This is a genomic window from Malikia sp., from assembly GCF_028687635.1.
GTDB lineage: Bacteria > Pseudomonadota > Gammaproteobacteria > Burkholderiales > Burkholderiaceae_C > Malikia.
This window is the reverse complement of sequence record NZ_JAQTZS010000018.1, coordinates 26,995-52,995: the sequence shown is the minus strand read 5'-3', so window position 1 is coordinate 52,995 and position 26,001 is coordinate 26,995. Positions and strand designations below refer to the sequence as shown.

Below are 26,001 nucleotides of genomic sequence, written 5' to 3'. Positions count from 1 at the left end.
GCGGTGGTAGGGGCCATGCGGCTCGTCGCCCAGCAGCGTGATGCTGCCTGCATAGCCGCCGGCACGCAGCGATTCGGCCGTCTGCACGCCGGCCTGGCCGGCGCCGATGATCACGATGCCAGCCTGGGTGCTGTCGCTCATGGCTTATTCCTGGATGGCGGGCAGGCTCAGGATCAGGCCGGCGAGCGCGGGCGAGGCCTTGAGCTGGCAGGCCAGGCGGCTGTTGGCGCGGCGCTCGGCGGCGACGTTTTCCAGCATGTCGAGCTCGGTCTCGCTGGGCGGCGGCAGGTCGCCCAGGCGGGCTTCGTCGACATAGCAGTGGCAGGTGGCGCAGGCGCAGGAACCGCCACATTCGCCGAGGATGCCCTCGACGCCGTTGACGATGGCGCCTTGCATCAGGTTCCAGCCGTCCGGCAGGTCGACGGTGGTGGACTGGCCGTTGGCTTCGACGTAGGTGATCTGGGTCATGGGGTGTCTCCAAAAATGCAAAAAGGCTGCCGCCCGGTGTACCGGCGGCAGCTTCGAGATTACAGGATGATCAGGCGGTGGTCAGTTGCAGCACCAACGGGCTGCGGAAGGTCGAGGACGGCATCCAGGGCAGCTGGTCGGCCACGCGGCGGTATTGCGGCACCACCAGGTGGAATTCCTCGAAGGCGATCTTGACCGCCAGGCGGGCGATCGCGGTGCCCAGGCAGGCGTGCACGCCGCCACCGAAGCCCAGGTGGCCGCGCGGCTTGCGCGTGATGTCGTAGCGCTCGGGGTTCGGGTACTGGCGCTCGTCGCGGTTGCCGGAACCGTAGGCCAGGCAGACGAAGTCGCCTTCCTTCATGGTCTGGCCGTGCAGTTCGACATCCTTCATCAGGCGGCGGCGGAAGCGCTGGGCCGAGGTGTTGAAGCGCAGCGACTCCTCGATCGCGTCGGGCAGCAGCGCCGGGTCGGCGACCACGGCCTGGCGCGCCTCGTCATAGGTCGCCAGGTTGTAGGCGAACATCATCATGAAGCCGCCGAGCGACTCGACGCCGGCCATGATCAGCGTGGTGGTGGTCAGCAGCACCTCGTTGTCGTCGAGGCGGTCGCCGTCGATCTCGGCCAGCGCGAAGTTGCTGATCAGGTCGTTGCGCGGCTCGGCGCGGCGCATCGCGATCACCTTGGCCGCGTAGTCCTTCACCCAGTTGAAGGCGGCGATATGCTCGGGGCCCTTGGCACGGGTGCGGGCGTCGGACTGCACCATCAGCACCGCGTTCTCGCGCACGATCTTCTCGTCCACGATGGCCTCGTCGCCCATCGGCAGGCCGAGTGCCGCCATCAGCACCTTGACGGTGAACTGGGCCGAGACATCCTTGAAGTCGAATTCCTTCTCGCCCTTGAGCTGACCGAACACTTCCTTGGCCACGGCGCGGATCGGCTCCTCGAGCGCCAGCAGGTTGCGCTTCATGAAGGCGTGCTGGATCAGGCCGCGCAGGCGGTCATGCTTTGGTGGGTCCGAGCTGCCCAGGGTCGAGCCGGCGCGGCCCGGCAGCTCGGTCATCAGGTTGCCGCTGGCCGACGAGTAGGTCTGCCAGTCCATGCCGGCGCTGACGATGTCCTGGTAGCGCGACAGGATCCACATCTGCGCTTCCTCGCTCCAGAAGCAGGGGAATTCGTCGCGCAGGCGCTGGTAGTACGGGAACGGGTCGGCGTCGACCGCGGGTGAATAGGGATCGAAATGGAAATCGGTCATCTTGTCTCCTCAAACTGGGATGGATGTGACTTTAAGGCCAGCCCGCTCGAATCGCGATGCAAAATCACGCGCTGAAAATTGCACTTTTCGTTCATATGTGACCACCATGAAAAATCACGACCAGACTGCCAGCGGCGCAGCGAAGACCCGTGTCGTCTCGTCCCGCCGACCCGTGGGCGATGCGGGCATTCCGCGCTTCGCGCTCTACGGCGAGGTGGCCAGTCCGGGCCAGGAGATGCTGCACATCGAGGAGGTCTGGTCGCGCAGCAGCCTCTACCACTGGGAGATCGACGCCCACCTGCACCAGGGCCTGTACCAGGTCCTGTGGGTGCGCAAGGGCCAGGTTTCGGTGCTGCTCGACGAGGCGCGCGAGTCGGTGGCCGGGCCGGCGGCGATCGTGGTGCCGCCCGGCGTGGTGCATGGTTTCCGCTTCGAGCCCGGCACCGACGGCCTGGTGCTGACGCTGAGCGCGCGCTTCCTGGTCGAGGGCGAGTTCCAGGCGGTGGGCGAGGCCTTCCGGCTGCTGTTTGCCGGGCCGGCCGTCATCCGCTTCGATGCTGGCGAGGCGCCGCAGCAGCGGCTCGATGCCTTGCTGCGCGAGCTGGCCGCCGAGTTCATGCTGCCGGGCAATGCCGACTCGCCGGTGCCGGTCTGGTTGGCGCGCTCGCTGGTCTGGCGGCTGGCGCAGGCCTGCAAGCGCCAGCGCCAGGCCGGCGGCGCGGCGGCGCACCGGCACCAGGCGCTGTTCACCCGCTTCCTGCTGCTGGTCGAGGAGCGTTTCCTGGAGCACTGGTCGCTTGAGCAGTACGCCTCGCGCCTGGGGCTGAGCACGCCGCGCCTGAACCGGCTGGCGCGCGCCGAAAGCGGGCGTTCGGCGCTCGAACTGGTGCATGAGCGCCTGACGCGCGAGGCCTGCCGCCGGCTGGTCTATATCGCGGCGCCGGTGGCGGGCGTGGCCGAGGAGCTGGGCTTTGCCGATCCGGCGTATTTCTCGCGCTTCTTCAAGCGCCGCATGGGCATGAACCCGCACCGTTGGCGCCAGGCCCAGCTGGGCGGGTTGGGCGCAGTCGTTTCTGGTGCATCGGCAGCATGATGGGCACCACAAGAGTGCAAGGTCATGCGGCTGCGTATGCACCAATTTAGTGCGTTTGCCGGCCTCATGAAGGGGGCCAGCGATGGCACGTCACTTGCTTGGGTCAAGGTCTTTGCCGCGAGATGCCATGACCCGAGACGCCACGACCCTCCCGATCGACACCTTCCTGCCGTACATGCGGGACGTGGTTCGCTGCGAGCAGTCGCTGCACGAGCTCCACCTGATGTGGCGCATGATCGAGTCGTCGGCCAAGATGAACTGCCCGGTCGAGGCCAGGAGCATCCTGCCGACCATGGCCGCCACGCGCGCCGGCTTCAAGCGGCTGGAGCGGGAGCTGGTCGCCAGCCTGGTGGGCGAGAAGGTGGCCAACGTGCTCGACGCGATCGGCACCCAGGCCCAGTACGTGATCGACATCGTGGTGCGCAACCTGTACGAGCGCACGGCCGACGTCGGCTTCCTGGCCCGCGACCGCGAGCTGTGCGCCTTCGTCGCCGGCCAGCGCGGCGAGCTGGAGCGGGTGCGCGCGCGCCTGCGCGCCTACCGCAGCCTGTACTCGGTCTATGACGACATCCTGCTGCTCGACACCCAGGGCCAGGTGCTGGCGCATCTCGATGACAACCGGCCGCTCCAGCGCAGCCAGGATGCCCTGCTGGCGCAGACGCTGGCCAGCGACGGCTTCGTCGAGACCTTCCGCGCCACCGACCTGCGGCCCGGCCAGGCCCAGGCGCTGATCTATTCGCGCCGCATCCTGCATCCGGACAGCGGCGCCGTCATCGGCCTGCTGTGCCTGAGCTTCGATTTCGCGGCCGAGATGGCGGGCATCTTCCGTGCGCACCGCGACCCGGAAGGGCGGGCCAACATGCTGCTGCTGGACGCCGAGGACCGGGTCATCGCCAGCGCCGATCCGGGCTGGATCGCGCTCGGTGTCCGGGTACCGGTCAACCGCTGCGGCCAGCCGCGGCTGCGGGTCCATGCGGGCCGTGAATACCTGGTGCGCACCTTTGCCGCCGAGGGCTACCAGGGCTACCAAGGCCCGGCGGGCTGGCAGGGTCAGGTCATGATTCCGGTCGATCTGGCCTTTTCGTCCAATACCCGCCAGCCGCTCGACAGCCTGGAGCCGGCGCTGGCCAGCGGCCTGCTGTCCCACGCCAGTTCGTTCAGTCCGCCGCTGTACGAGATCATGACCGCCACCGATACCATCCGGCGCGTGGTCTGGAACGGTCAGCTGGTCTCGGCCGGCCAGGACGGCGGGCACCGCAAGCTCAAGAGCATCCTGGAGCAGATCAGCGAAACCGGCGCGCGCAGCAACGAGCTGTTCTCGCAGTCGATCCGCGACCTGTACGAAACCGTGCTGGAGTCCAATCTGAACAATGCCGAATCGGTCGCGCACCTGCTGGTCGATCTGCTGGACCGCAACCTCTACGAGCGCGCCAACGACTGCCGCTGGTGGGCGTTGACGCCGGAGCTGTGCGCGGCGCTGGCGACTGCGCCAGGCGAGCCGGCCCCGGACATGAAGCCGATCCTGGACTACATCAACCAGCTCTACACGGTCTACAACCGGCTGTTCGTCTATGACCGCGACGGGCGCATCCTGGCCAGCAGCCATCCCGAGCAGGAAGGCCTGGCGGGCGACAGCATCGTCGGTCACCGCATCGACGCCGAGACCCTGGGCGCCGTGCTGCAGCTGCGCAGCGAGCAGTCCTACCATGTGACGCCCTTCGAGGGCTCCTTGCTGTCGGGTGGCGTGCCGAGCTATACCTACCACGCCGCCATCCGCGATCCGGGCCAGCCCGACCGCGTGCTGGGTGGCATCGGCATCGTGTTCGATGCCCGGCGCGAGCTCGCCGCGATGCTGCACGGCAGCCTGGGCCAGCACAGCGACAGCACGGCCTTCTACATCGACCGCCAGGCCCGTATCCTGGCGAGCACCGACGCGTCGCGGCCGGTCGGCAGCCGGCTCGACATCGATGCCGACCTGCTGGCGCTCAAAACCGGCCGCAGCGTCGCGCGCATCGTGGTCCATGATGGCCATTACGCCATCCTGGGTTGCTCGGCCGGCCAGGGCTACCGCGAGTTCAAGGTCAGCGACGGCTATGGCGAGGAGGTGCTGGCGCTGGTGTTCAAGCGGCTGGGCGCGGTGCGTGAACGCGGCGGCGCGCTGCATCCGGCTCTGGCCGCCGCGCTCACCGAGGCCGCTAGCGAAGGCGGGCGGGAATACGCCACTTTCTCGGCTGGCAGCAGCCTGCTGGCCATCGATGCCCGCCAGGTCCAGCAGGCGTTGCCGGCCTCCGAGCTGACGCCGATGTCGGTTGGCGGCCACCCCTGTCGCATCGGCATGTTGTTGCCGCATGGGGACGCCGTCGCGAGCCAGTTCGTCTGGGTCTTCGACCTGGGCCGGCTGCTGCACGGCCAGGCCACGGTCGTCGACGGCGGCAGCCAGGTCATCATCGTGCGCCATGCCGGTCAGACCCTGGGCCTGCTGATCGAGGAGCTCCATGGCGTGCCCGAATTCTCCGAGCGCCAGATCCAGCCGCTGCCGCTGGGTCGCGCAGCCGAAGCCGGTCGCCTGGTCGAGCGCCTGATCCAGGCGGATGAAGGGCGCGTGCTGATCCAGCTGCTGGAGGTCGAGCCGCTGTTCCAGTTGTTGCAGCACGGCGCGCCCGCGCCGAGCGAGGCGGTGCCGATCGATTGACGCCGCGGCCTCAGCCGCGCCGGTCCGCCAGCGCCGGCGCCACGCCCGCCTCGATCTGCTCGCGCAGCCAGCGGTGGGCCGGGTCCTGCTGGTAGCGCGCGTGCCAGATCAGGTACATCGGCAGCGTCGGACAGGGCAGCGGCGGCTCGGCATGGGCCAGCCCGGCCAGCGTCTGCCGGGCCAGCAGGCCGGGCAGGGTGGCCAGCAGCGGCGTGCCCCGGATGAAGGCGGGCAGGGCGCTGAAGCCGGGCAGCAGCACGCCGAAGCGCCGTGGCAGCCCCTGGCGCAGCAGCAGCTCGTCGAGGTCGAGCGAGCGGTTTGGCTCGTAGAGCACCGACGCATGCTCGCTCGCGAGGTAGTCGGCCAGGTCGAGCGGCGCCTGGCGTGCCCGGGGGTCGTAGAACACCCGGTAGCGGTCCTCGAACAGGCGTTTTTGCAGGATGTCGCCCCCCTCGGGCGGTCGCGGGCTGATGATGAGCTGGCAGTCGTCGCTGCGCAGCAGCTCCAGCCGGGGCACGCCGGACGGGATCACGCGCAGCGTCACGCCCGGCGCCTGGGCGCGCAGCCTGTGCATCAGTCCCGGCAGCAGCAAGTCGCGCTGGAAGTCGTTGGCCGCGATCGTGATGCGGGTCTGCCAGCGCGCCGGGTCGAACTCGTGGCCACGGGCGAAGCGCTCGATCTGGCGCAGCAGCTCGCGCGCCCGCGCGGCCAGCGCCTCGGCCTGGGCGGTCGCGACGATGCCACGGCCCGACTTGACGAACAGCGGGTCCTGGGTGATGGCGCGCAGCTTGTCGAGCTGGTGGCTGACCGCCGACTGCGTCACCTCCAGCTGCTGTGCCGCGCCGGTGATGCTGCCGCGATCCACCACCGCGACCAGCAGCTGCAGCAGCCGGACATCGAGATCGGACCAATCGAATTTTTTCATGGGAAGTATTAGAATCAATCTGTTTATTTTATGTGACAGCCTGTGCACACTCGCGCCATTCCCGTGATGGATCCACCCCCAGAGGAGACGGCTGTGAACAACAAGATCACCATTCCCGGCACCACGCCTTTCGACGGCGTCGAGGCCATGAAGGGCTATGCCCTCAACAAGATGTGCTTCTCGTTCAACGAGAAGGCCAACCGCGACGCCTTCGTCGCCGACCCCGAGGCCTACATGAGCCAGTTCGGCCTCAACGAGCAGCAGAAGGCGGCGATCCGCTCCAAGCAGGTGCTCGAGCTGATCGCCGCCGGCGGCAATGCCTATTACCTGGCCAAGTTCGCCGGCATCTTCGGCCTGGACATGCAGGACATCGGCGCCCAGCAGACCGGCATGAGCAAGGAAGCCTTCATGGCCAAGCTGGCCGCCTACGCCCAGCAGTAACACCGGAGCACGGACAAATGGCACAACTCATCGGCGGTCTCGCCACCTCGCATATCCCCGCCATCGGCAAGGCGCTCGCCAAGGGCCTGCAGCAGGAGCCCTACTGGAAGCCCTTCTTCGACGGTTTCCCGCCCATCCAGCAGTGGCTGGGCCAGGTCAAGCCCGACGTGCTGGTGGTGTTCTACAACGACCACGGCCTGAACTTCTTCCTCGACAAGATGCCGACCTTCGCGGTGGGCGCCGCCGCCGAGTACAGCAACGCCGACGAGGGCTGGGGCATTCCGACCCTGCCGTCGACCCCGGGCTGCCAGGAGCTGTCCTGGCACATCATCAACCGCCTGATCGCCGACGAGTTCGACCTCGTGACCTGCCAGGAAATGCTGGTCGACCACGCCTGCTCGCTGCCGTTCAAGCTGTTCTGGCCCGATCATGCCGTCGCGCCGGTGCAGATCGTGCCGATCAACATCAACACCGTGCAGTTCCCGCTGCCGACGACCCGGCGCGTCTACAAGCTGGGCCAGGCGGTGGGTCGCGCGATCCAGTCCTGGGACAGCGACAAGAAGGTGATGGTGCTGGCCAGCGGCGGCCTGAGCCACCAGCTCGAAGGCGAGCGCGCCGGCCACATCAACACCCATTTCGACAAGCAGTTCATGCGGAGCATGGTCTCCAACCCCGAGTGGGTGACCCAGTTCAGCGACCTGGAGATCGTCGAGAAGGCTGGCACCCAGGGCGTCGAGCTGCTGATGTGGCTGGCGATGCGCGCCGCGCTCACCACCGCCGGCTCGGGCGTGCGCCAGGTGCACAGCAACTACTACCTGCCGATCTCCAACACCGCCACCGGCGTGCTGGCGCTGGAAACCATCGAGTAAGGCGCTGCTGGGCTGCTGGGGGCTGCTTCAGCGGTAGACCAGCACCGGGATCTTCGAGTGCGTCAGCACCTTCTGGGTCTCGCTGCCCAGCAGCAGCGCCGTGACGCCGCGCCTGCCGTGCGAGGCCATGAAGATCAGGTCGCAGCCGCTGGACTCCGCCGCCCGGATGATCAGCTCATAGGGGCGGTCGCCCACCCGCGCCAGTTGCTGGCAATCCACCCCGGCCGCCTGCGCCAGCTGCCGGGCGGCGCTCAGGATCTCTTGCGCCGCGCCGTCGAGGCGCTCGCGCAATTCCTGGCTCAGGTGCGGGTTGCCGATGGCGCCCAGGCCCAGGTAGGCCGTTGGTGCCTCGGGCTCCGCATAGAAAAAGGTGATGCGCGCGCCCGCCTCCCTGGCAAAGGACACCGCCCGCGCGATGGCGTCTTGCGAGAGGGGGGAACCATCGGTCGGGACGAGAAGATGCTTGAACATGGCAATTCCTTGCTTGTAGGGTGGAGCTTCAATGGCCGCCCGCGCCGGGCTCGATGGTCCGCGTGGGCTTGGGGGCCATCCAGATGATGGCGGCGGCGATGAAGAACATCACGGCCACCCCGGTCATCACCTGGTTGGTCGACAGCATGCCGCTTTGCGAGGTCAGCAGGTAGTCCAGCACCTGGGTGGCGACCTCGGGCGGCGTGCCCGACTGGGTCAGCAGGTCGCGCACGCTGCCGTCGCGGTCGGTCAGGCCCACCAGCTCGGCGTGGTTGCGCGTGGTCTGGTTGCTCCAGACCGTCGTCACCACCGAGGTGGCGAAGGCGCCCGAGAGCGTGCGCAGGAAGTTCATCAGGCCGGCGGCCGAATCCATCTCGCGCTCCTCCACGCTGCCCAGCGCGATGCCCGAGGTCGGGATGAAGAAGAACGGCAGCGCAAAGCCCATCACCGCCAGCGGAATCGCGATGTCCCAGAACGCCATGTCGCTGTTGGCGATGCTGCGCCACAGCGTCACCAGCCCCATCCAGACCAGGCCGAAGCAGACCAGCGCGCGCGGATCGCGCTTGCTGTTGGCCACGATCGGGGCCACGAACAGCGCGGTGACGCCGGTCCAGGCCGTGGCCAGGCCCGCGTCGGTCGCGGTGTAGCCCATGAAGCTCTGCAGCCAGAGCGGCGTGAGCACGCTGACACCGAAGAAGGCGGCGTAGGCGACGCTGACCGTGATCACCGAGGCGTTGAAGCCACGGTGGCGGAACACCCGCAGGTCGACCACCGGGTGCTTCTCGTGCAGCTCCCAGATCAGGAAGGCGGCAAAGCCCACCACCGCCACGATCGACAGCCCGATGATCTGGCTGGAGGCAAACCAGTCGAGGTTCTTGCCTTCGTCGAGCACCAGCTGCAGCGCGGCGACCCAGACGATCAGCAGGATCAGGCCCACCCTGTCGAAGGGGTTGCGCACCGGCTCGTCCCGCAGGTGCTTGAGCAGCTTCCAGGCGCCCAGGCCGAAACCGATGGCGATCGGCGCGTTGATCAGGAACACCCAGTTCCAGCTGTAGTCGTCGACCAGCCAGCCACCCAGGATCGGACCGACCACCGGCGCCACCAGCGTCGTCATCGACCAGATGCCGATCGCCGCGCCCGCCTTGTCCTTGGGGAAGATGCGCAGCATCAGCGTCTGCGACAGCGGCATCAGCGGACCCCCGCTCAGGCCCTGGAACACCCGCATCACCACCAGCATGCCGATCGAGTTGGAGAGCCCGCACAGGATGGAGAACACCCCGAACAGGATCATCGACGCCACGAACACCCGCACCGCGCCGAAGCGCGCGGCGAACCAGCCGGTCAGCGGCACGGTGATGGCCTCGCCCACGGCGTAGGAGGTGATGACCCAGGTGCCCTGGCTCGCGGCCGCACCCAGGGCGCCGGCGATGTTGGGGACCGCCACGTTGGCGATCGTCATGTTGAGGACGGCGATGAAGTTCGCCGCCGCCAGCATCAGGGCGGCGACCAGCAGCATCGGGCCCGTCAGGGGCGCGATGGGGCCGTCGCGCCCCAGGCCGCCCGGTGGCGCAGTGTTGACAGCTTGGCTCATGGGGTGCCTCGCTTACTGCTGGCCGCCGCGGGTGTCGATCTCGGCGTTCATCGACAGGCCGACCTTGAGCGGGTGGGCTTCGAGCTCCTTGGGGTCGAGCTTGATGCGCACCGGCAGGCGCTGTACCACCTTGATCCAGTTGCCGGTGGCGTTCTGTGCCGGAATGGTGGCGAAGGCCGAGCCGGAACCGCCCGAGAAGCCTTCCACCACGCCGTGGTAGGTCACGTTCTTGCCGTAGAGGTCGGCGTGCAGCTTGACCGGCTGGCCGACCTTGACCTTGGCCAGCTGGACTTCCTTGAAGTTGGCGTCGACGTACATCTCGCTCACCGGCACCACGGCCATCAGCGGCATGCCGACCTGCACCCGCTGGCCGACCTGCACCTGGCGGCGCGCGATCACGCCATCGACCGGCGCGACGATGGTGGTGCGGCCCAGGTCCACCCTGGCTTGTTCCAGGCGCGCGCGCGCCGCCGCGACATCCGGGTGGTTGTCCACCGTGGTGTCCGCGATCAGGGCCGCATTGGCTTCCTTGGCGGCCGTGGCGGCCTTCAGGTTGGCGCTGACCTGCGCGGCGCCTGCCTTGGCGGCGGCCAGCTGGGCGGTGGCGGCGTCAAAGGCGTTCTGGGCCCGGGTCAGTTCATCGCCCGACACCGAGCCGGACTCGACCAGGGCCTTGCGTCGCTGCAAGTCCACCTGGGCGCGCTCGAAATCGGCCTGGGCGGCGGCCAGCCGGGCGCTGGCGCTCTGGCCGTCGGCTTCGCGGGCGGCGATCTGCGCGCTCAGGTTGCCGTCGGTGGCGATGAGGCTTTTCACGCGGCGAATGGCGCGGCTGTGCTCGGCCTCGGCCTGGGCCAGCGCCAGCTGGGCATCGGTCGGATCGATCTGGAACAGCAGCTCGCCCTTCTTGACGGCCTGGGTGTCCTTGACCTTCACCTCGGCCACGGTGCCGCCGATGGCCGGGGTGATGGCCGCGACTTCCACGGCGGCGTAGGCGTTGTCGGTCGAGACGAAGTGGGAGGCGTACATGGTCCAGTAGGCCGTGACGGCCACGGCGCTCAGCACGACGACGCCGCCCAGCGCGGCCAGGCGCTGGTTGCGCCGCCGCTTGAGCTGCTGGTCTGCGATCTGAGTGGCGGTGTGGGTGTGGTTGTCAGACATGGCAAATTCCTCGGTTCGGTATGGGGGCTTAGCGCTGGGCGTGCAGGCTGGGCGGGGTGGTCTGGCTGTTTTGGTAGCCACCGCCCAGGGCGCGGTTGAGCGCGATGTCGAGCGTGAAGGACTGGGCGCGCAGATTGGTCTGCTGGCCCAGGCTGGCGAGCAGGCCGTCCTCGGCCGCCAGGACTTCGAGGTAGGTCGCCAGGCCGCCTTCGTAGCGGTTGCGCGCCACGCGGTGCGCCTCGGTGGCGGCTTCCACCGCTTCCGCGGCCTTGTTCAGGCGCTGGCCCAGGGCCTGCTGGCTGACGGCGGCATCGGCCACCTCCTGCAGCGCGCGGGCCACGGTCGCGTTGTAGCGCGCCACGCTTTCGGCGTAGGCCGCGTTGGCTCCGCGCAGTTCACCTTGCAGGCGCCCGCCGTTGAAGATCGGCAGCGAGATCGCCGGGCCCACGCTGCCGGTGCTGGAGTCGCTCTTGCCCAGCAGGTCCAGCCCCAGCGACTGCACGCCGATGAAGGCCGACAGGTTGACGTTGGGGTAGAACTCGGCGCGCTTTTGATCGATGCGGCTGGCTTGCGCTTGCGCCACCAGACGCGCGGCGACCACGTCGGGACGGCGGCCCAGCAGATCGGCCGACAGTTGACCGGGCAGGCCGAAGGCCTGGTCCAGCTTGAGTCGCGGCGGCTGGATGGCCAGGCCCCGGTCCGGTCCCGCGCCCAGCAGGGCCGCCAGCCGGTTGCGTTGCAGCGCGATCTGCTCGTCCACCGCCAGCAAGGCGCCTTCGGCGGCGGCGCGCGTGGCATCGGCGGCGCGCAGGCTGCCCCGGGTTTCCAGGCCGTTGGCCTGGCGCTGGGCAAACAGCTGGGCGGTCTTGCTGCGAATCGCCACCGATTGCAGGGCGAGCTCGCGGTTGGCGAACAGGCGGCTCAGCTCGGCGTAGTTTGCAGCGATGCCGCTGGCCAGCAGCAGGCGGGCCTGGGCCAGCTCGGCGTGGCTGGCTTGCAGCTCCGAGGTGGCGGCCGACAGGCCGGCGCGGTTCTTGCCCCAGAAGTCCAGTTCCCAGCGCAGGTCGAGGGTGGCGCGGCCGTAGTCGTTCCAGCCCTCGGTGGCGGGACTGCGCGGCACCAGGTGGTTGTAGCTCAGCTTGTCGGCGCTGAGGCTGGCGTTGGCGCTGACCTGCGGCTTCAAGGCCGAGCCGGCCAGTTGCGTGAAGGCATCGGCACGTTGCAGCCGGGCTGCCGCCGCCGCCAGGTCGGGCGAGCCGCGCCAGGCCTCCTCGATCAGGGCGTCGAGCTGAGCGTCGCCATAGCCCGCCCACCAGCGCTCGGTCGGCCAGTCGGCCTGGGGCGCGCTCAATGCCTGGGCGCTCTGGAAGTCGGCCGAGCTTCGCAGGGCCGGGCGCTCGGCCAGGTCGGGCAGCTGGGCGCAGGCCGCCAAGGCCATGACGGAACCCAGGACCAGCGCCAGGCGGCAGCGCCGATGCGGTGCAGTGGGGAAGGCTGCAGGTGAGAAGGGCATCTCGACTCCATTTATTAACTGTACCGTACAGTTTATCATTGACTTTGGCGGAATGCAAAATAAAATGTACCCATCAGTACAGAAAAGGATGAGGCATGAGAAAGAAGACCGAGAGCAAGCGACAGGCCATCCTGGACATGGCGGCCGAGCTGTTCCGGGAGTCGGGTTTCGAGCGCGCGTCCATGTCCGAGCTCTGCAGTCGCGTCGGTGGCTCCAAGGCCACGATCTACAACTACTTCGCGTCCAAGGAGGAACTGTTGTTCGAGGTGGTGGTGCAGGCGACCGAGGCGGAATTCCAGGCCACCCACGAGGCGCTTGATCCGAGCCAGCAGGACATCACGAAGGCGCTGCAGAACTTCGGCGAGCGCTTCGTGACGCTGATCTATTCGCCGGCGGTGCAGGCGGTGCGCCGGCTGGTGGTGTCCGAGGCCGGGCGCTCGGACCTGGGGCGGCGCTGCTACGAGATCGGCCCGGCCCGCAGCATGGCGGAGGTGGCCGAATTCCTGCAGCAGGCGATGCGCCAGGGCCAGCTGAAGCAGGCCGATCCCAACATCGCCTGCCTGCACCTGAAGGGCCTGCTGGAGGCCGAGTGGCTGGACCACTTCATGTTCCACACCTTCGAGGCGCCCAAGCCGCAGCAGATCGCCGCCACGGTCCAGCGTGCCGTCGCCGTCTTCATGGCGGCCTATGGCGCGCAGCCCGCGCGCTAGCGTTCACGCCGCCATCAAGCCAACTGAGCGATGGTGGCGCGAAAACGCCGCAGTGACAGCGCGAACAGCACCGCCCCGATCAGGGCCAACGCGACGAAGGAGCTCCACACCACGTCGAGTCCCGCGCCACGGTAGAGGATGGCCTGGCTCAGCTCGGTGAAATGGGTGGTGGGCGCCAGCGACATCGCCCATTGCACCCAGGTCGGCATGCTCTCGCGCGGGGTCACGCCGCCCGAGAGCATCTGCAGCGGCATCATCACCAGCACCATCAGCAGGCCGAACTGCGGCATGCTGCGCGCCAGCGTCGCCATGAAGATGCCCATCGAGGTGGTCGCGAACAGGTGCAGGCTCACCCCGCTGAAGAACAGCCACAGCGAGCCCTCGATCGGCACCCGCAGCAGGCCGCGGATCACGCCGTTGAGCGACAGCGCCGAGGCCAGCAGCACCACCAGCGCCATCGACCAGATCTTGGCCAGCATGATCTCGGTCGGCGTCACCGGCATCACCAGCAGGTGCTCGACCGTGCCATGCTCGCGCTCGCGGATCAGCGCCGCGCCGGTCAGGATGATCGACAGCATCGTGATCAGGTTGACCAGCTCCATCGGCGAGCCGAACCAGGTGTTGGACAGGGTCGGGTTGAAGCGGATCCGGGTCACCAGCTCGACCGGGGCCACGGCCGCGACGCGCTGGCGCTGCAGGAACTCGGCCACCTCGCCCTGGATGATCTGCTGCGCGAAGCCGCTGCCGGCGAAGGCCTGGCTCATGCGGGTCGCGTCGACGTTGAGCTGCAGCGCCGGTGTCCGGCCCGCCAGCAGGTCGCGCTGGAAATCGGGCGGAATCGCCAGCACCAGGGTGTAGCGGCCGGCGTCCAGGCCCGGGTCGACCTCGGCCTGGCTGATGCGCACCGGCAGCGTGAAGGAGGGCGGGTAGAAGGCGCCGATGAGGCGGGCCGACAGCGCCGAGTCGTCCTCGTCGACCACCGCGATCGGGGTGCGGTGCAGCGTCTCGGGCATCGCGGTGCCGGCGGTGTAGACCGCGACCGTGAAGGTGTAGCCGATCAGGAACAGCATCATCGGGTCGCGCCACAGGCTCCAGAGCTCCTTGACGCCGAGGCGGTAGATGTTGGCGAGCTGGCGCAGCATCATTTTTCCTGCTTCCTGAGCAGCAGCACGGCCAGGCCCAGGATCAGCGGCGCGGCGACCGCCAACGGCCAGAAGGATGCCGCCAGGTCATTGAAGCCGAGCGCCTTGCTGAAGACGCCCCGGCTGATCACGAACAGGTGGCTGGCCGGATAGAGCTCGCCGATCCAGCGCCCCAGGCCTTCGAGCGAGGAGACCGGGTGGATCAGGCCGGCGAACTGCACCGCCGGGATCAGCGTGCCGACCATGGCGAAGAAGATGGCGGCGATCTGGCTGCGCACCAGCGTCGAGACCAGCAGGCCCATGCCGGTCGAGCTCAGGCTGTAGAGCAGGGCGGCCAGCGCCAGGGTAGCGAAGCTGCCGGTCATCGGCACGCCGAAGACCGTGACGGCGGCCAGGCTCATCAGGCTGAAGTTGACCATCGCCAGCGCGACATAGGGCAGCTGCTTGCCGAGCAGGAACTCGGTGCGCGTGGTCGGCGTGACATAGAGGTTGATGATGGAGCCCAGCTCCTTCTCGCGCACCACCGCCAGCGCCGTCAGCATGGCCGGCAGCATCAGCAGCAGCAGCGGGATCACCGCCGGCACCATCGCGGGCAGGCTCTTGACGTCGGGGTTGTAGCGAAAGCGGGTCTCGACGCTGACCGCCGCGGCCGGCGTCATCCCCGTGTGCTGGCGCAGTTGCTGCAGCAGCCAATGCTGGTGCATGCCCTGCACGAAGCCGCTCACCGTCTCGGCGCGCTGCGGCATGGCGCCATCGATCCAGGCGCCGATCTGCGCCGGGTCGCCGCGCGCCACCTGGCGCGCGAAGCCCGGCGGGATTTCGAGCGCCAGCGACAGCTCGCCGCTGCGCAGCCGCCGGTCCAGCTCGGCGTAGTCCTGCAGCGGCGGCCGTTCGACGAAGTAGTTGGAACCCGACAGATTCAGCGCGTAGTCGCGGCTCAGCGGGGTCTGGTCGCGGTCGAGCACGGCGTAGCGCAGGTGCTCCACATCCATGCTGATGCCATAGCCCATCACGAACATCAGCAGCAGCGAGCCCAGCAGCGCCAGCGCGCCGCGCACCGGGTCGCGCTGCAATTCGAGCGCCTCGCGCCAGCTGTAGCTGCAGACCCGGCGCAGGCTTTGGCGCAGCCGGCTTGCGGGTTCCGGACGGATAGCCCCGCGCGCGTTTTTCGCGCCGGTGGGCGGCGCAGGGGAGGTGCCCAGCACCGCAGCCAGCGGCGGCGTCAAAGACTGCCCGGTCACCTGCCCGGGCTCAGCCGCGCTGGTTTGGGGCGCCGCGCCACCCCCCACCGCCAGCAGGTGGGCGATGAAGGCTTCCTCCAGCGTCGCCACGCCGCGTTCGGCCATGATGGCCGTTGGTGCGGCGCTGGCCAGCACCCGGCCGGCGTGCATCAGCGAGATCCGGTCGCAGCGCTCGGCCTCGTTCATGAAATGGGTCGAGATGAAGATCGTGACCCGGTCGCGCCGGGCCAGCTCCACCATCAGGCGCCAGAAGTTGTCGCGCGCGATCGGGTCCACGCCCGAGGTCGGCTCATCCAGGATCAGCAGCTCGGGCTGGTGCACCATGGCCACGGCCAGCGACAGGCGCTGGCGCAGGCCCAGCGGCAGCTTCTCGGGCAGCAAGGCCAGGGCCTCCAGCAGTCCGAAGCGGCCGGCCATCTCGGCCACCCGGGCCGCCACCTCGGCCTCGGGGACATGGAACAGGCGCGCGTGCAGCTCCAGGTTCTGCGCCACCGTCAGCTCGCCATAGAGCGAGAAGGACTGCGACATGTAGCCGACCCGCCGGCGCGTGGCCATGTCCTTCGGGTCGACCGGATGGCCGAACAGCCTGGCCTGGCCGGCGCTGGCCGGCAGCAGGCCGGTCAGCAGCTTCATCGTGGTCGACTTGCCGCAGCCGTTGGAACCCAGGAAGCCGAAGATCTCGCCGCGCCGGATCCGGAAGCTGACCCGGTCGACCGCGACGAAGTCGCCAAAGCGCATCGTCAGGCCCTCGGCCTCGATCGCGATTTCCGGCCTGTCGTCGTCGCTCAGCGGCGGGATGACGATCGCCTGGTGCTGCTGGCGCTTGGCTTCGGGCAGCAGGGCGATGAAGGCGGCCTCCAGGTTGGCGCTACCGGTGCGCCGCAGCAGGTCGGCGGGCCGGCCTTCGGCCAGGATGCGGCCCTCGTCCATGGCCAGCAGCCAGTCGAAGCGCTGCGCCTCGTCCATGTAGGCGGTCGCCACCAGCACGCTCATGCCGGGGCGCTGTGCGCGCATGTCCGCGATCAGCGCCCAGAACTGGGCCCGGGCCAGCGGGTCCACCCCGGTGGTCGGCTCGTCGAGGATCAGCAGGTCGGGGTCGTGGATCAGCGCGCAGCACAGGCCGAGCTTCTGCTTCATGCCGCCCGAGAGCTGGCCCACCGGGCGCGCCAGGAAGGGTTGCAGGCCGGTGGCCTGGGTCAGGCGGTCGATGCGCTGGCGCCGCTCGGCTGCGTCATGCCCGAACAGGCGGGCGAAGAACTGCAGGTTCTCCTCCACCGACAGGGTGGGATAGAGGTTCTTGCCCAGGCCCTGCGGCATGTAGGCGATGCGCGGGCAGACCTGCTGGCGGTGTGGCCGACTCGCCATGTCGCCACCCAGCACCTCGACCCGGCCGGCCTGCACCGCACGCGCGCCGGACAGCAGCGACAGCAGGCTGGACTTGCCGACCCCGTCGGGGCCGATCAGGCCGACCATGCAGCCCGCGGGCAGCTCCAGGCTGATGCCGTCGAGCGCGGTCTGCCGCCGGTAGCGCAGCGTCACCTGCTCCAGCCTGGCGACCTGGGCAGGGGCCGGCGTCGGCGTCGGGCTGGAGGGCGCTGGCTGCGTCAAGGCCGCTCCTTGAGCGCCAGCGCCTTGGGCCAGGCCGCCTGGGCATCGAGCCTGATCCAGGCCAGGCCCGGCAGCCCGGTCTTGACCTGCTCGGCATGGCGCAGCAGCAGCGCGCGGTCGACCTGGGCCCGCACGCGGAACATCAGCTTCTGGCGCTCGCTCGCGGTCTCCACCGTCTTGGGCGTGAATTGCGCCTGGCTCGCCACGAACGAGACCCTGGCCGGGATCACGAACTCCGGCGCGGCGTCGAGCCGGATGCGCACCTCGCTGCCGAGCGCGACCCGGCCCGCCACCTGCTCGGGCAGGAAGAAGGTCATGTAGACATCGGACAGGTCGACCAGTTCCAGCACCCTGCCGCCGCCGGCGACGATCTCGCCCGGATGCACCACCAGGAACTGCACCCGGCCGGCGCGCGGCGCCTTGAGCTCGCTGTCGGCCAGCTCGACCTCGATGCGCGCCAGCGTCGCCTCCAAGGCCCGCGCATTGGCCCGCGCGGCGCCGACCTGGGTCCGCGTCGCCGTGATGGCCGACTCGGCCGCCCGGGCCTGTGCCTTGGCGGCGGCCAGCACGGCCTGCTGGTTGCGCACCTTGGCGCGGTCATCCTCCAGCAGCTGTTCCGAGAAAAACCCTTCCCGAGCCAGCTGTTCCGAGCGCCGGGCCCGCCGGCGGGCGCTGTCGAGTTCGCTTTCGCGCTGCACCACCACCGCCAGCTCGGACTGGTATCTGCTCTCGGCCTGGGCCACCTGGGCCTGGGCCGCGCTGATGGCCTGCTGCGCCTGCTGCAGGCGCGCCACCGCCTCGTCCTGCTGGGCCCGCAGGCTGTCGACCTGCATGCGCGCCAAGGGCTGGCCAGCCTGGACGAAATCGCCCTCGCTGACCAGGATCTCCTGTACCCGCCCGGTCAGCTTGCTGGCGACCGCGATCTCGGTCGCCTCGATGCGGCCGTTACCGCTGACCAGGCCTTCCATCCCGGTCTTGCCGCGCCAGCCGCCCCACCAGATCACTGCAGCAATAGTTGCCGCCAGCAAGGCCGCAGCAGCGGCAGCCGTTTTCCACTTGACTGTCATCTGTGCATCCCCCTTACCCCTTGCAACGATTATCGGACGCGGCGCAGGGTTGCCGCCACCCTGGACCGCTGCGTCGGCGCCAGAAAGGCAAAAAGGCCGCGGATCGCTCCACGGCCTTTTCAGTCATCCGGCTGGCTCAGCCCGGCATCAGTTCATCGAGTCGATGAAGCTGCGCAGCTTGTCCGAGCGGCTCGGGTGCTTGAGCTTGCGCACCGCCTTCGATTCGATCTGGCGGATGCGCTCGCGCGTGACGTCGAACTGCTTGCCGACTTCCTCCAGCGTGTGGTCGGTCGACATCTCGATGCCGAAGCGCATGCGCAGCACCTTGGCTTCGCGCGGCGTCAGCGTGTCGAGGATTTCCTTGACCACGTCGCGCAGACCGGCCTGCATCGCGGCATCCATCGGCGCGGTGTTGGCGTTGTCCTCGATGAAGTCGCCCAGGTGGCTGTCGTCGTCGTCGCCGATCGGGGTCTCCATCGAGATCGGCTCCTTGGCGATCTTCATGATCTTGCGGATCTTGTCCTCGGGCATCTCCATCTTCTCGGCCAGGATCGAGGCATCGGGCTCGAAGCCATGCTCCTGCAGGTGCTGGCGGCTGATGCGGTTCATCTTGTTGATGGTCTCGATCATGTGGACCGGAATCCGGATCGTGCGTGCCTGGTCAGCGATCGAGCGCGTGATGGCCTGGCGGATCCACCAGGTCGCATAGGTCGAGAACTTGTAGCCGCGACGGTATTCGAACTTGTCGACCGCCTTCATCAGGCCGATGTTGCCTTCCTGGATCAGGTCGAGGAACTGCAGGCCGCGGTTGGTGTACTTCTTGGCGATCGAGATCACCAGGCGCAGGTTGGCCTCGATCATCTCCTTCTTGGCGTTGCGCGACATCGCCTCGCCTTCGTTCATGCGCTTGTGGATCGCCTTGAGCTGGTCCAGCGGCACCACCACCTCGGTCTGCAGGTCGATCAGCTGCTGCTGCAGCAGCTGGATCGGCGGGATGTGGCGCGCCATGGTCACGCTCCAAGGCTTGTTGGCCGCGGCCTGCTTGACGACCCATTCGCGGTTGATCAGGTTGGGCGGGAACTCCTTGACGAAGGTCTCCTGCGGCATGCGGCATTTGTCGACGATGATCTTGCGCAGCTCGCGTTCCTTCTTGCGCACGCCCTCGACCTGCTGGCGCACGGTTTCGCACAGCTTCTCGATCGCCTTGGCGGTGAAGCGGATGCTCATCAGGCGCTCGGTCAGCGCGGCCTGCGCCTTCTTGTAGGCCGGGGTGCCGTAGCCTTCGCTGCCGCAGATCTGCTGCAGCTGCTCGGACAGCGCGCGCATGTCGTCGAAGCGGCTCAGCGCCTCGCGCTTGAGCTCCTCGAGCTTGCGCGTCAGCGCCTTGGAGCCGCCCTTGCCGTCGTCGTCATCGGCCTCGTCGTAGCTGTCGAAGTCTTCCTCGGCCACGTAGTCGTCGGCCTCGTTGGCGTTGGTGAAGCCGTCGACCACGGTCGAGATCACCACCGCGCCCGAGCGGATGTCCTCGCCCATGGCCAGGATTTCCTTGATCGTGGCCGGCGACTGCGAGATCGCGGCGACCATGTCGTGCAGGCCGCCCTCGATGCGCTTGGCGATCTCGATCTCGCCCTCGCGCGTCAGCAGCTCGACCGTGCCCATCTCGCGCATGTACATGCGCACCGGGTCGGTGGTGCGGCCGAATTCGCTGTCGACGGTCGACAGCGCGGCTTCGGCTTCCTCCTCGGCTTCCTCCTCGGTCGCGGCGGTCGGGCCGGTGTTGGACAGCAGCAGGGTCTCGGCGTCCGGGGTCTGCTCGTAGACCGAGACGCCCATGTCGTTGAGCAGCGCGACCACGACTTCCAGCGTCTCGGCCTCGACCAGCTTGTCGGGCAGGTGGTCGTTGATCTCGCCGTGCGTCAGGTAGCCGCGCGTCTTGCCGATCTTGATCAGCTTCTTCAGGCTCTCGCGGCGCAGCTTGGCCTCTTCCTCGCTCAGGACGGTCTCGTCGAGGCCGAACTCCTTCATCAGCGCGCGCTCCTTGGCCTTGCTGACCTTCATGCGCAGCGGCTTGACCTTCTCGGCCGGCGCGTCGGCGACCGCTTCCTCGGTCACCGGTTCCTCGGCCTGCAATTCGTCGATGTCGCTCAGGTCGGCGTCATCGAAGCCCGGGCCCGCTGCCTTGGCTTCGGTCTTGGGCTTGCGGCCGCGCTTGACGGCGGGCTTCTTGGCGGCAACGGGCTGGGCGATGGCCGGCTGGTCGGCGGCGGCTTCGGCTGGCGCCGCTTTCTTGCGGGCGGCGCGCTTCTTGGGCGCTGCGGCGCCGTCGGCCTGGGCGGCGGCGAGCAGCGCGTCGGCGGCTTTGGTCAGTTCGGCTTTGCTGAGTTTGATGCTCACGTCAGACGCTTTCTGCCGGGGCGAAGGCGCCGCGGCGGTTGAAACTTGGGACTCAGTAAGGTTGCACGAGACGGTCCGGTCAGGCCGGACGGTCTGGCCCCGTACAAGGGGCCGGCAAGCAAGCTGGGTGGGCGAACATTTGGTGTGCAGTCCTTGCGGGGCTAGCGGCTGTGGCTATTGGCCGGGGAGGGTTTCCCTGTTGCCCGTTCTGGGGCTTTGGCCGGTCCGGAGGTGCTGCTGTCGCGCTTGCGTGATAAGTCATTAGATTATACCCGCGGGCTGGAGTTCCCGGCTTCCAGCGCTTTTCTCAGATTTTCCAATTCGGGCTCCAGTTCGCGGTAGCGTTCGAGCGCCTCGGGGTCATGTCCGGCGGCGGCGATCAGCTCGGTTTGGCGTTGCTTGAGATGCTCGAAGTGCAGGCGCAACATCAGCTCGCGCAGCTCGCGCCCGAGGTCGTCGGTCGAGGGCAGGGCCGCGCCGGATTCGGTCGCCGGCTCCTCGTCCTCGGGCCGTTGCAGCGCGAGTCCGCCGGCGTTGAGATCGAGCGCCAGTGCCTCGAAGGGCTGGCCGCGCAGCGCCTCGCGCAAGGCGGCCCAGGGCTGGGGGCCGTGCTCGTGCCACTGGGTCTCCAGCCAGGCGAACAGCGCGCCATGCGGCTCGGGCTCGTGCGCGAGCAGCTGGTGGTCGTCGGCGCTGAGCCAGTTCCAGGCCTCTGGCGTGCCCAGCACGATGCGCGCCACGCGGTCGGCCCGGCCCAGCAGGCCGCGCGATCCGCCGCGCCGGGACGGGCGCCAGCCGCCGTCACGTCCCCCCTCGCGTCCGCTACCACGCCCGCCGCCGTCGAGCCCGCCGTCGAGCCCGCCGCCGTGGCGCTCCTGCCGGCCTCGCATGGCTGTGTCATGCGACAGCCCAGGCCCGCCGGAATGCTCCGCCGCGCCGCTCCAGTGATCGGCCTCGGCCTCGGCTTGCGGCCTGGGGGCGCTGGCGCGCGGCTGGCGCGCGGGCAGTCCCCTGGCGCGGTCGCGCTGGCTCGCGGCCGACCAGAGCCGGTCGAGCTCGCGCGCGTCCAGCCCCACGGCGTCGGCAAATTCGCCCAGCAGCTGGCGCTTGAGCGCGCCGTCGGGCATCGCGCTCCAGAGCGGCTGGGCCTGCGCGGCCATGCGGGCGCGGCCCTCCGCCGTTTCGAGGTCGCAGTCGCTGGCCGCGGCTTCGAGCAGGAAGCGGCTCAGCGGCATCGCCTGCTTGACGCTCTGCGCGAAGGCGTCCGGGCCGTGCGCGCGGATGAAGCTGTCGGGGTCGTGCTCGGGCGGCAGGAACAGGAACTTGATCGAGCGCGTGTCGCTGGCCCAGGGCAGGGCGGCTTCGAGCGCCTTGCGCGCGGCGCGCCGCCCGGCGTTATCGCCGTCGAAGCTGAACACCACCGCGTCGGTGAAGCGCAGCAGCAGCCGCAGGTGGTCCGGCGTGCAGGCCGTGCCCAGCGTGGCCACGGCCTGGGCGAAGCCGAGCTGGGCCAGCGCGACCACGTCCATGTAGCCCTCGGTCACCAGGCAATAGCCGGCCTGGCGGATCGCGCTGCGGGCCTCGAACAGGCCGTAGAGCTCGTGGCCCTTGCTGAATACCGGCGTCTCGGGCGAGTTGAGGTACTTGGGCTCGCCCTGGCCGAGCACCCGGCCGCCAAAGCCGATGCATTCGCCCTTGACGTTGCGGATCGGGAACATGATCCGGTCGCGGAAGCGGTCGTAGCGCTTGCCTGAGCGGGCCTCGCCAGCCTCGCCCGGCTGCGCCTCGTCGGAGGCAATCACCAGCCCGGACTCGACCAGCAGCGGGCTCTGGTAGTCGGGCAGCACGGTCGACAGGAAGCGCCAGCCCTCGGGCGCGTAGCCCAGGCCGAAGGCCTTGGCGATCTGGCCCGACAGGCCGCGGCCCTTGAGGTAGTCCTGCGCGTGCCTGTGCCGGCAGAGTTGCTGGTAATAGGCCTCGGCCGCCTTGTCGAGCACGTCGTTGATGGTGGCCTGCTTCTGGCGCTGCTCGGCGGCGCGGGCGCGCTCCTGCGGGCTCAGGTCCTCCTGTGGCACCTGCAGCCCGACCTGCTGCGCGAGGTCCTTGACCGCCTCGACGAAGCCGATGCCGGTGTGCTCCATCAGGAAGCCGACCGCGTTGCCATGCTTGCCGCAACCGAAGCAGTGGAAGAACTGCTTGGTCGGGCTGACGCTGAAGGAGGGCGATTTCTCGCCATGGAAGGGGCACAGCCCCATGAAGTTGGCGCCGCCCTTCTTGAGCTGCACATAACGGCCGACGACCTCGACGATGTCGACGCGCGCGAGGAGTTCCTGGATGAAAGACTGGGGTATGGCCACGGCGCTATTTTCGCCGATGCCGGCCTGGCCTCACTTGTAGCCGACGCGGTCCAGCATCTGCTGCACCTTGGTCAGGTTCTTGGCTACCACGCCGAGCGGGATGTTCTCGGCCTTGAACTTGTCGCCGCCCATGGCCTTGAGTGCCGGGTTATCGAGCTTCACGCCCTTGGCGGCCGGGAACTCGTGGTTGCCGTTGGCAAAGTATTCCTGCGCGAACGGGCTGGCCAGGTATTCCATGAACAGGACCGCGTTCTCGGGATGCTTGGCATGCTTGGCGACCGCCGCGCCGCCGATGTTGACATGGGTGCCGCTGGTGCCCTGGTTGGGGAAGACCACGCGCACCTTTTCCATGGTCCTGCGGTCCTCGGGCTTGTCGGACTTGATCAGGCGCGCGACGTAGTAGCTGTTGCTCAGTGCCACGCCGCATTCGCCCGAGGCGACCGCCTTGACCTGGTCGGTGTCGCCGCCCTTGGGCGCGCGCGCCATGTTGTCGACCAGGCCCTTTAGCCAGGCCTCGCCCTTGGCGTCGCCCAGGCGCTCGACCACGGTGGCGAACAGTGACAGGTTGTAAGGGTGGGAACCCGAACGGGTGCAGACGAGTCCCTTCAACTTGGGGTCGGACAGCTGCTCGTAGTTCGCCACGTCGGCGGCCTTGACGCGCAGCGGGTCATAGACGATCACGCGGGCGCGGGTCGAGAAACCGGTCCAGCTCACGCCTTCGGCCGTCGGCGTGGCGCGCAGATTGGCCGGAATCGCCGCGTCAAGCTTGGCCGACTTGATCGGCTTGAACAGGCCCAGGGCGTCGGCGCTCGCCATGCGGGCCGCATCGACCAGCAGGATCACGTCGGCCGGCGACGAGCCGCCCTCGGCGCGCAGGCGCGCGACAATGCCAGCATCGTCGGAGTCCACCCGGTTGATCTTGATGCCGGTGGTCTTGGTGAAGGTGTCATACATCGCCTCGTCGCCCTGGTAGTGGCGCGCCGAGTAGATGTTGAGCACCTTGTCCTGCGTCTGTGCCCGCGCCGGAGCGGCTGCCGTCAGGGTGGCCAAGCCGACGAGGGTGAGGAATCTTGCGTATGCCATGGGAATGCCTGCTGGTGGTGGAAACTGGCCGCCATCGTAACACTAACGCGAATCGTTCGCAATAACATTGGATCACGGATGTCGTTTGAGAATAAGCAAGTGGTCGACCAACAGGCTGGCCTGTCCCGGCGTGCCTGTCTGTGGGCCGGACTGACCGGCTTGGGACTGCTGGCGGGCTGCTCGTCCCTGTCCGTTCCGGGCGGCACTGCTGTGACTGGCCCGGCAGCGGTGGTCACGCCCGACCAGGGTCAGCGCAGTCGCCCGCCTCGCATCGGCCTGGCGCTGGGCGGGGGCGCGGCGCGCGGCTTCGCCCATGTGGGCGTGATCCAGGTGCTGGAGCAGAACGGCATCCTGCCCGATCTGGTCGTGGGCACCTCGGCTGGCAGCCTGGTGGCCGCGCTCTATGCCAGCGGGCGCAATGGCGCCGAGCTGGAGCAGGCCGCGCTCAAGATGGAGGAGGCCGCCATCACCGACTGGACGCTGCCGCTGTTCAATCGCGGCCTGCTGCGCGGCGACGCGCTGGCGCGCTACGTCAACCAGCAGGTACGGGGCAAGACGATCCAGGATATGAAGCGCCCGCTGGGCATCGTCGCGACCGACCTGGCCAACGGCCAGGGCATGCTGTTCCAGCGTGGCGACACCGGCACCGCGGTGCGCGCTTCGAGCGCGGTGCCGGGCGTGTTCTCGCCGGTCGCCATCGGCGGGCGCGAGTATGTCGACGGTGGCCTGGTGGCGCCGGTGCCGGTGCAGCAGGCGCGCCAGATGGGGGCCGAGTTCGTGATCGCGGTCAACATCTCCAGCCCGCCCGATGGCAACGGCACCGGCGACACCTTCAAGGTGCTGATGCAGACCTTCGACATCATGGGCCAGACCATCAACCGCTACGCGCTGGCCGAGGCCGACCTGGTGATCAAGCCCGAGTTGCGCGGCGTGGGCAGCGCGGATTTCTCGGCGCGCCAGCGCTCCATCGTCGCCGGCCGCGAGGCCATGCAGGCGGCGCTGCCGCGCCTGCGCGAGCGGCTGCAATCGCGGCGGGTGGCGTTGGCGGGCCAATGAGCCAGGGCTTGAGCAAGCAAAAAAAAGGCCTCGCGACGCCGCGAGGCCTGCAAGGGTCCCTGAACCCCTGTTCCCGGGGACCCGAGGAGACAACCTCAAATCGGTAGTTTCGGTAGTTCTGGTATCGGCCTTGAATGGATCAGCGCTTCTTGGCGCTTTGCTTGACGCCGGTGTCCATTTGATGGGCCAGGGTGTGGACGTTGGCTTGCGCCATCTCGGTGGCTTGCTTGACGGCCTTCTGCACCTGGTCCATGGCGCCGGAGGCGGCGTTGACCGCGCTGCGCACGGCGGTGATCAGCGACTCGGAGCCGGCCGGTGCGTTCCTGGCGGCGTTGTCGAACAGGGCCATGAACTTCTGCTGGGCCTCGGCGGACTGGTCCTCGGCCGCCTTGGCGAATTCCGCGCTGGTGTCGGAGGCGATCTCGAACAGCTGGCGGCTGTAGGCGCTGACCTTCTCGGCCAGCGGCTGCATCAGGCGGGCCTGCAGGTCCAGCAGTTCCTGGGCGTCCTTGGTGCTGAGCAGGGCCTGCGCGTTGCTGGCCGCCTCGTTGACGGTGGCGCGGGTGGCCTGCAGGTTGAGGTCGACCAGGCGCTCGACACCCTCGAAGGCCTTCTGTGTCAGGCCGTACAGCGTTTCGAGGTTGGCTTTCTGGGCGGCGAGGATCTGTTCGGCGGTCAGCATGTCATGTCTCCTGTAGAAATAGGGCCCGATCCGGCAGCCCCTCAGTCAGGCCAATCGATCGGACAAGATTTGCTGCAGTGCAGCATGGACTGGATTATAGGGAGCTGCGCGCGCTTTGCAAGCCTTCCTGTTCGATCCCTGCGACCCATGCTGGCGCGGGGTCTGGGCGCCTGCGCCAAAATGCGGCC

General features: G+C 68.5%; 20 protein-coding genes and 1 pseudogene. 6 read left to right on the top strand and 15 right to left on the bottom strand.

Translation table 11 applies throughout. The features are described 5' to 3' along the window. The 3 genes and pseudogenes from PHR85_RS11095 to PHR85_RS11085 form a co-directional block, all read right to left on the bottom strand. Positions 1 to 141 (bottom strand): annotated as a pseudogene (locus tag PHR85_RS11095) (pyridine nucleotide-disulfide oxidoreductase); the annotation flags it as partial. 3 nt (positions 142 to 144) lie between these two features. Further along, positions 145 to 468 carry a 2Fe-2S iron-sulfur cluster-binding protein gene (locus PHR85_RS11090; protein WP_300054290.1) on the bottom strand — a complete coding sequence of 108 codons (324 nt, stop codon included), beginning with the start codon at positions 466 to 468 and terminating at the stop codon, positions 145 to 147. Positions 469 to 538: 70 nt separating this feature from the next. Further along, positions 539 to 1,720, bottom strand: coding sequence for a cytochrome P450 (locus PHR85_RS11085; RefSeq protein WP_300054288.1), 1,182 nt, complete (start codon positions 1,718 to 1,720; stop codon positions 539 to 541). Between the two features lie 106 nt (positions 1,721 to 1,826). On the opposite strand from PHR85_RS11085, the gene PHR85_RS11080 reads away from it, so the two are divergent. Together PHR85_RS11080 and PHR85_RS11075 are read left to right on the top strand one after the other, a co-directional pair. Next, the gene (locus PHR85_RS11080) at positions 1,827 to 2,813 is read left to right on the top strand and encodes a helix-turn-helix domain-containing protein (protein WP_300054287.1); all 987 of its coding nucleotides are present in this window, start codon (positions 1,827 to 1,829) and stop codon (positions 2,811 to 2,813) included. A 127-nt stretch (positions 2,814 to 2,940) separates the two neighbouring features. Continuing rightward, positions 2,941 to 5,505, top strand: coding sequence for a chemotaxis protein CheW (locus PHR85_RS11075; protein ID WP_300054286.1), 2,565 nt, complete (start codon positions 2,941 to 2,943; stop codon positions 5,503 to 5,505). Positions 5,506 to 5,515: 10 nt separating this feature from the next. On the opposite strand, the gene PHR85_RS11070 is transcribed toward PHR85_RS11075, so the two are convergent. After that, a complete protein-coding gene (locus PHR85_RS11070) occupies positions 5,516 to 6,430 on the bottom strand; it encodes a LysR family transcriptional regulator (RefSeq protein ID WP_300054285.1) in 915 nt (304 codons plus the stop codon). A gap of 93 nt (positions 6,431 to 6,523) precedes the next feature. Here PHR85_RS11070 and PHR85_RS11065 point away from each other — a divergent pair, with 93 nt between their 5' ends. Together PHR85_RS11065 and PHR85_RS11060 are read left to right on the top strand one after the other, a co-directional pair. Then, positions 6,524 to 6,871, top strand: a complete 348-nt coding sequence (locus tag PHR85_RS11065; RefSeq protein ID WP_300054283.1) for a protocatechuate 4,5-dioxygenase subunit alpha — start codon at positions 6,524 to 6,526, stop codon at positions 6,869 to 6,871. A 17-nt stretch (positions 6,872 to 6,888) separates the two neighbouring features. Then, positions 6,889 to 7,740, top strand: coding sequence for a class III extradiol dioxygenase family protein (locus tag PHR85_RS11060; RefSeq protein WP_300054281.1), 852 nt, complete (start codon positions 6,889 to 6,891; stop codon positions 7,738 to 7,740). A 27-nt stretch (positions 7,741 to 7,767) separates the two neighbouring features. On the opposite strand, the gene PHR85_RS11055 is transcribed toward PHR85_RS11060, so the two are convergent. From PHR85_RS11055 to PHR85_RS11040, 4 genes are read right to left on the bottom strand one after another with little or no spacing between them, the layout of a single operon-like run. Further along, complete coding sequence (locus PHR85_RS11055) at positions 7,768 to 8,211, bottom strand: universal stress protein (protein ID WP_300054280.1); 444 nt, start codon at positions 8,209 to 8,211, stop codon at positions 7,768 to 7,770. 28 nt (positions 8,212 to 8,239) lie between these two features. Then, positions 8,240 to 9,802, bottom strand: coding sequence for a DHA2 family efflux MFS transporter permease subunit (locus tag PHR85_RS11050; RefSeq protein WP_367278735.1), 1,563 nt, complete (start codon positions 9,800 to 9,802; stop codon positions 8,240 to 8,242). Between the two features lie 12 nt (positions 9,803 to 9,814). Beyond that, entirely contained in the window at positions 9,815 to 10,960 is a 1,146-nt protein-coding gene (locus tag PHR85_RS11045) for an HlyD family secretion protein (protein WP_300054278.1), read from the bottom strand. 28 nt (positions 10,961 to 10,988) lie between these two features. Next, the gene (locus tag PHR85_RS11040) at positions 10,989 to 12,473 is read right to left on the bottom strand and encodes an efflux transporter outer membrane subunit (protein WP_300054276.1); all 1,485 of its coding nucleotides are present in this window, start codon (positions 12,471 to 12,473) and stop codon (positions 10,989 to 10,991) included. Positions 12,474 to 12,568: 95 nt separating this feature from the next. Between PHR85_RS11040 and PHR85_RS11035 the strand changes: the two genes are divergently transcribed. After that, positions 12,569 to 13,183: a TetR/AcrR family transcriptional regulator gene (locus PHR85_RS11035; protein ID WP_300054274.1), complete on the top strand. Its 615-nt coding sequence runs from the start codon at positions 12,569 to 12,571 to the stop codon at positions 13,181 to 13,183. Positions 13,184 to 13,197: 14 nt separating this feature from the next. Here PHR85_RS11035 and PHR85_RS11030 read toward each other — a convergent pair whose 3' ends face one another. The 6 genes from PHR85_RS11030 to PHR85_RS11005 form a co-directional block, all read right to left on the bottom strand. Then, positions 13,198 to 14,328, bottom strand: a complete 1,131-nt coding sequence (locus PHR85_RS11030; RefSeq protein WP_300054259.1) for an ABC transporter permease — start codon at positions 14,326 to 14,328, stop codon at positions 13,198 to 13,200. Further along, positions 14,325 to 17,174 (bottom strand): ribosome-associated ATPase/putative transporter RbbA, encoded by a 2,850-nt coding sequence (gene rbbA, locus PHR85_RS11025; protein WP_300054256.1) that lies wholly within the window; start codon positions 17,172 to 17,174, stop codon positions 14,325 to 14,327. Before rbbA ends, PHR85_RS11030 begins: the two co-directional genes overlap by 4 nt. After that, complete coding sequence (locus tag PHR85_RS11020; protein WP_300054254.1) at positions 17,171 to 18,241, bottom strand: efflux RND transporter periplasmic adaptor subunit; 1,071 nt, start codon at positions 18,239 to 18,241, stop codon at positions 17,171 to 17,173. The genes rbbA and PHR85_RS11020 overlap by 4 nt, the downstream gene beginning before the upstream one ends. A 147-nt stretch (positions 18,242 to 18,388) precedes the next feature. After that, the gene (gene rpoD, locus PHR85_RS11015; protein WP_300054253.1) at positions 18,389 to 20,635 is read right to left on the bottom strand and encodes an RNA polymerase sigma factor RpoD; all 2,247 of its coding nucleotides are present in this window, start codon (positions 20,633 to 20,635) and stop codon (positions 18,389 to 18,391) included. Positions 20,636 to 20,901: 266 nt separating this feature from the next. Then, the gene (gene dnaG / locus PHR85_RS11010) at positions 20,902 to 22,992 is read right to left on the bottom strand and encodes a DNA primase (protein ID WP_300054251.1); all 2,091 of its coding nucleotides are present in this window, start codon (positions 22,990 to 22,992) and stop codon (positions 20,902 to 20,904) included. 30 nt (positions 22,993 to 23,022) lie between these two features. Further along, a complete protein-coding gene (locus PHR85_RS11005; RefSeq protein WP_300054249.1) occupies positions 23,023 to 24,075 on the bottom strand; it encodes an extracellular solute-binding protein in 1,053 nt (350 codons plus the stop codon). A gap of 78 nt (positions 24,076 to 24,153) precedes the next feature. Here PHR85_RS11005 and PHR85_RS11000 point away from each other — a divergent pair, with 78 nt between their 5' ends. Beyond that, entirely contained in the window at positions 24,154 to 25,131 is a 978-nt protein-coding gene (locus PHR85_RS11000; protein WP_300054248.1) for a patatin-like phospholipase family protein, read from the top strand. A gap of 139 nt (positions 25,132 to 25,270) precedes the next feature. Here PHR85_RS11000 and PHR85_RS10995 read toward each other — a convergent pair whose 3' ends face one another. Then, complete coding sequence (locus PHR85_RS10995; protein WP_300054246.1) at positions 25,271 to 25,813, bottom strand: phasin family protein; 543 nt, start codon at positions 25,811 to 25,813, stop codon at positions 25,271 to 25,273. Positions 25,814 to 26,001 lie beyond the last annotated feature (188 nt).